This window comes from Jatrophihabitans sp. (assembly GCF_051960575.1).
Classification (GTDB): domain Bacteria; phylum Actinomycetota; class Actinomycetes; order Mycobacteriales; family Jatrophihabitantaceae; genus JBQCEE01.
In genome coordinates this window covers 1-4,447 of sequence record NZ_JBQCEE010000379.1, presented here as the reverse complement: position 1 = coordinate 4,447, position 4,447 = coordinate 1, and the positions used below count along the sequence as shown (strand labels likewise).

Annotated in this window: 4 protein-coding genes and 1 riboswitch; of the genes, 3 read left to right on the top strand and 1 reads right to left on the bottom strand. The window is 73.5% G+C overall.

Translation table 11 applies throughout. The features are described from left to right. Nucleotides 1-697: ABC transporter substrate-binding protein (locus ACTHMS_RS21070; RefSeq protein ID WP_440308619.1), on the bottom strand; the 697-nt coding region annotated here is incomplete at its 3' end. A gap of 106 nt (nt 698-803) precedes the next feature. Between ACTHMS_RS21070 and ACTHMS_RS21065 the strand changes: the two genes are divergently transcribed. From ACTHMS_RS21065 to ACTHMS_RS21055, 3 genes are all read left to right on the top strand, one after another. Further along, nucleotides 804-2,360, top strand: coding sequence for an AMP-binding protein (locus tag ACTHMS_RS21065; RefSeq protein ID WP_440308618.1), 1,557 nt, complete (start codon nt 804-806; stop codon nt 2,358-2,360). Between the two features lie 105 nt (nt 2,361-2,465). Next, nucleotides 2,466-2,556: riboswitch (cobalamin riboswitch) on the top strand. A 44-nt stretch (nt 2,557-2,600) separates the two neighbouring features. Then, nucleotides 2,601-3,638 (top strand): Rv2231c family pyridoxal phosphate-dependent protein CobC, encoded by a 1,038-nt coding sequence (gene cobC / locus ACTHMS_RS21060; protein WP_440308617.1) that lies wholly within the window; start codon nt 2,601-2,603, stop codon nt 3,636-3,638. Then, nucleotides 3,635-4,447: nicotinate-nucleotide--dimethylbenzimidazole phosphoribosyltransferase (locus ACTHMS_RS21055; RefSeq protein ID WP_440308616.1), on the top strand; the 813-nt coding region annotated here is incomplete at its 3' end. The genes cobC and ACTHMS_RS21055, both read left to right, overlap by 4 nt.

Here is a 4,447-nt window from a genome sequence, read left to right as displayed (position 1 = left end):
CGTCCAGCCCGAACCCGCAGGGCGAGACGACCACGACGTCCGGCGCAGCGTCGGCCACGGCCGACCAGGTGGTCGGTCTGGCCCGCCGGTGCGGCAGCGCCGCGACCGGCTCGCCGCCGGCGGCCTCGACCAGGTCGGGCAGCCAGTGCCCTGCGGCGAACGGGGGATCGACCCACTCGAGCAGCGCGACACGGGGTCGGGGGCGGCCGGCCACGGCGGCTGCGACGGCGTCGAGTCGCTGCCGCAGCTGCTGCAGCAGCGCCGTCCCGCGCTCCGGTGCGCCGAACGCCGACGCGACGGACGCGATCGAGTCGAGGACCTCGTCGAGCGTGTAGGGGTCGAGCGTGACCACGTCGGCCGAACAGCCGAGCTGACCGAGCGCGTCGTCGACCGAAGCCGCCGGCAGGGCGCAGACCCGGCAGAGGTCCTGCGTCAGCACGAGGTCGGGCGCGAGGTCGCGCAGTGCGTCCTCGTGCAGGTGGTACAGGTCGGCGCCGGCGGCCACCCGGGCGCGCACCTCGGCGTCGATCTCGCCCGGGGTGCGCCCGGCGGTGTCCATGCCGCCGACGACGACCGCCTTGTCGAGACGGGCGCGGGCGGGCTCGTCGCACTCGAACGTGACCCCGACGAGGTGCTCGTCCAGCCCGAGCGCGTAGACGATCTCCGTCGCCGACGGCAGCAGTGAGACGGCACGCACGACAGCCACCGTAGCGGCGAACCGGACGGCCGCCTCGGCGCGAAGGGTCCTGTGACGTTCCGCCTATGCTGGCGGCCACACGACGCGTATCGAGAGGCGATGCCCGATGGTCTTCCGCAGCCCGTTCCCCGACGTCGAGATCCCGGACGTCGCCGTCCACGACCTCATCCTCGAGGCCGCCGACCGCCTCGGCGACAAGACGGCGCTGATCGACTCCGTGACGGGCCGCGAGGTGAGCTTCGCCGAGATGGCGGCGTCGATCCGCGCACTGGCCGGCGCCTTCGCCGCCCGCGGGCTGCGCCAGGGCGACGTGATCGCGATGTTCAGCCCGAACACGATCGCCTACCCGGTCGTCTTCCACGCCGCCACGCGCGCCGGCCTGACGATCACGACCCTGAACGCGCTGTACACGCCGAAGGACATCGCGCTGCAGCTCAAGGACGCCGGCGCGAAGCTGCTGATCACCATCTCGCCGTTCCTCGACCGCGCCGTCGCCGGCGCCGAGCAGGCCGGCATCACCGGCATCCTCGTCTGCGATGAGGCCGAGGGCTACGAGTCGATCCAGACCCTCATCGCGCAGGGGCATCCGGCGCCCGAGGGCATCACGATCGACCCGGCCAACGACGTGGCGGTGCTGCCGTACTCGTCCGGCACGACCGGCCTGCCGAAGGGCGTCATGCTGACGCACCGCAACCTGGTCGCGAACATCGTGCAGATCGGCACGACCGCCGAGGTCGGCGACGACGACGTCACCCTGGCCGTGCTGCCGTTCTTCCACATCTACGGCATGCAGGTGCTGATGAACGCGGGGCTGGCCTACGGCGCCACGATCGTCACGATGCCGAAGTTCGACCTCAACCCCTACCTCGAGGCCATGGCGAAGTACGGCGTCACCCGCGCCTACGTCGCCCCGCCGATCGTCGTCGCGCTCGCCAAGGCGCCGCAGGTCGACGACCACGACCTGTCGAAGGTGAAGGCGATCTTCAGCGGCGCCGCCCCGCTCGACCGCGAGCTGGCCGAGCTCGCCTCCAAGCGGCTCGGCGTGCCGGTCGTGCAGGGCTACGGCATGACCGAGATGTCGCCGGTCTCGCACATGGTCAAGCACGGCGACGCGGGTGCCGATCCGGGGTCGGTCGGCCAGCTGGTGCCGAACTGCGAGGCGCGCCTCGTCGACTACGAGACCGGTCAGGACGCCCAGCCCGGCGGCACCGGCGAGCTCTGGGTGCGCGGCCCGATGGTGATGAAGGGCTACCTCAACCGGCCGGACGCCACGGCCGACATGCTCACCGCCGAGGGCTGGCTCCGCACCGGCGACGTCGCCAGCATCGACGACGACGGCTACACCTACATCGTCGACCGGGTGAAGGAACTGATCAAGTACAAGGGCTACCAGGTCGCGCCGGCCGAGCTCGAGGCGGAGCTGCTGACCTCGCCCGACATCGCCGACGCCGCGGTCATCGGCGCGATGCTCGACGGCGAGGAGGTGCCGAAGGCGTTCGTCGTGAAGGCCGCCTCGTCGCCCGACCTCACCGAGCAGCAGGTCATGGACTACATCGAGGCGCGGGTGTCGCCGCACAAGAAGGTCCGCATCGTGCAGTTCATCGACGCGATCCCGAAGTCGGCGTCCGGCAAGATCCTGCGCAAGGACCTCCGCACCGCCTGAACCGTCTTGTCCCCCGCACCAGTCGTTCCGGGACGCCCCGTATGACTGCGGCGGGGGACGAGCGGGCTTCGGCGGTGTGCGAGGATCTGGCGCGACGCACGTCGAGGAACCCGGTGCGCCGACCGTCGTGACGAGGTCGGCAAGGCCGGGGCGGTCCCGCCACTGTGTCCGGTGCATGCACCGGGAGCCAGGATTCGGCGCGCGTGCCCTGCGGCGTCCGCCGCCGGGTCGTGACGATCGGTGGGCGTGGACACCCGCCGGATCGGAAGGCGCGGGCATGCCGGCGTGAACCTCGGCCATCACGGCGACCTCGACGCACGCGACGGGCTCGTCGACCTCGCCGTCAACGTGCGCGCCGGCACGCCGCCCGCTTGGCTGCGCGACGAGCTCGCCGCGGTCGACCTCGCGCGCTACCCCGACGACCGCGCCGCACGGGCGGCGCTCGCCGCCCGGCACGGCCGCACGCCGGACGAGGTGCTGCCGGTCGCCGGCGCGGCCGAGGCGTTCGTGCTCGTGGCCCGCGCGCTGCGTCCGCGCAGGCCGGTCGTCGTCCATCCGCAGTTCACCGAACCCGAGCTCGCGCTGCGGGCCGCCGGCCACGCCGTCGACCGGGTCGTGCTCGAGCCGCCGTTCACGCTCGACCCCGCGCTCGTGCCCGATGACGCCGACCTCGTCGTCGTCGGCAACCCGACCAACCCGACCTCGGTGCTGCACCCGGCCGACACCCTGCGCGCGCTGCGCCGACCGGGTCGCACGCTCGTCGTCGACGAGGCCTTCGCCGACTGCGTGCCGGGCGAGACGGAATCGCTGGCCGCCGAGCCGGGTGTGGTGGTGATCCGCAGCCTGACCAAGACCTGGGGGCTCGCCGGTCTGCGCGTCGGGTACGTGCTCGCCGATGTCGACGTCGTCGAGGCCCTCGCGCAGGCACAGCCGCACTGGGCCGTCTCGGCGCCCGCGCTCGCCGCGTGCGTCGCCTGCTCGACCGACCGCGCGCAGGCTGAGGTCGACGCCTGGACGCAGCAGCTCGCCGCCGACCGTGCGGTCCTCGCCGACGGCCTCGACGCGCTGCCGGGGGTGAGCGTCGTGCGGCCCGCCAGCGCGTCCTTCGTGCTCGTCCGCGCCGAGACGCAACGGTTGTGGAAGCCCCTACGCGACAAGCGATTCGCCGTGCGCCGCGGTGACACCTTCCCCGGCCTGGACGATTACTGGCTGCGCATCGCCGTCCGTGACACCACGACCACCACCGCCCTGCTGACCGCCCTCGAGGAGTGCCTGTGAAGCTCGACGACGCCCTGGCCGCCATCCGGCCGCTCGACCCCGCGGCCCTCGCCGCCGCCCGCGAGCGTCAGGACCTGCTCACCAAGCCGCGCGGCTCGCTCGGTCTGCTCGAGGACGTGTCGGTGCAGCTGGCGGGCCTCGCCGGCGAGTGCCCGCCGCCCCTGCCGGCGCCCGCCGCCGTCGCCGTCTTCGCCGCCGACCACGGCGTGCACGCGCAAGGCGTCACGCCGTGGCCGCAGGAGGTGACGACCCAGATGGTCGGCAACTTCCTCGCCGGCGGCGCCGTGATCAACGCCCTCGCGGCCCAGTCGGGCACCGAGGTCGTCGTGGTCGACATCGGGGTGGCCGCCGACCTCGACGACGCACCCGGCCTGCTGCGACGCAAGGTGCGGGCCGGCACCCGCGACCTCGCCGTCGAGCCGGCGATGACGCGCGACGAGGCGCTGCAGGCGATCGCGGTCGGGCTGGAGATCGCCGCCGACCTGGTCGCCCGCGGCCACCGCTGCCTGATCACCGGCGACATGGGCATCGCGAACACCACCGCGTCCGCCGCCTTGATCGCGACGTTCACCGGCGCAACGGCTGTTGAGGCGACCGGACGCGGCACCGGCATCGACGACGCGATGCTGCAGCACAAGGTCGCGGTCGTCGAGGCGGCGCTCGCGCTGCACCGGCCCGAACCGGCCGACCCCGTCGGCGCCCTCGCGGGCGTCGGCGGCCACGAACACCCCCCCCAGGCCGGCATCCTGCTCGGCGCCGCGGCCGCGCGGGTGGCGGGGATACAAGACGGCGTCAAATCGGGGGCCCCC

Bases quoted from the DNA above. Each gene is read 5' to 3' on its own strand.
- ACTHMS_RS21065 (WP_440308618.1), top strand. From the start codon at position 804: ATGGTCTTCCGCAGCCCGTTCCCCGACGTCGAGATCCCGGACGTCGCC.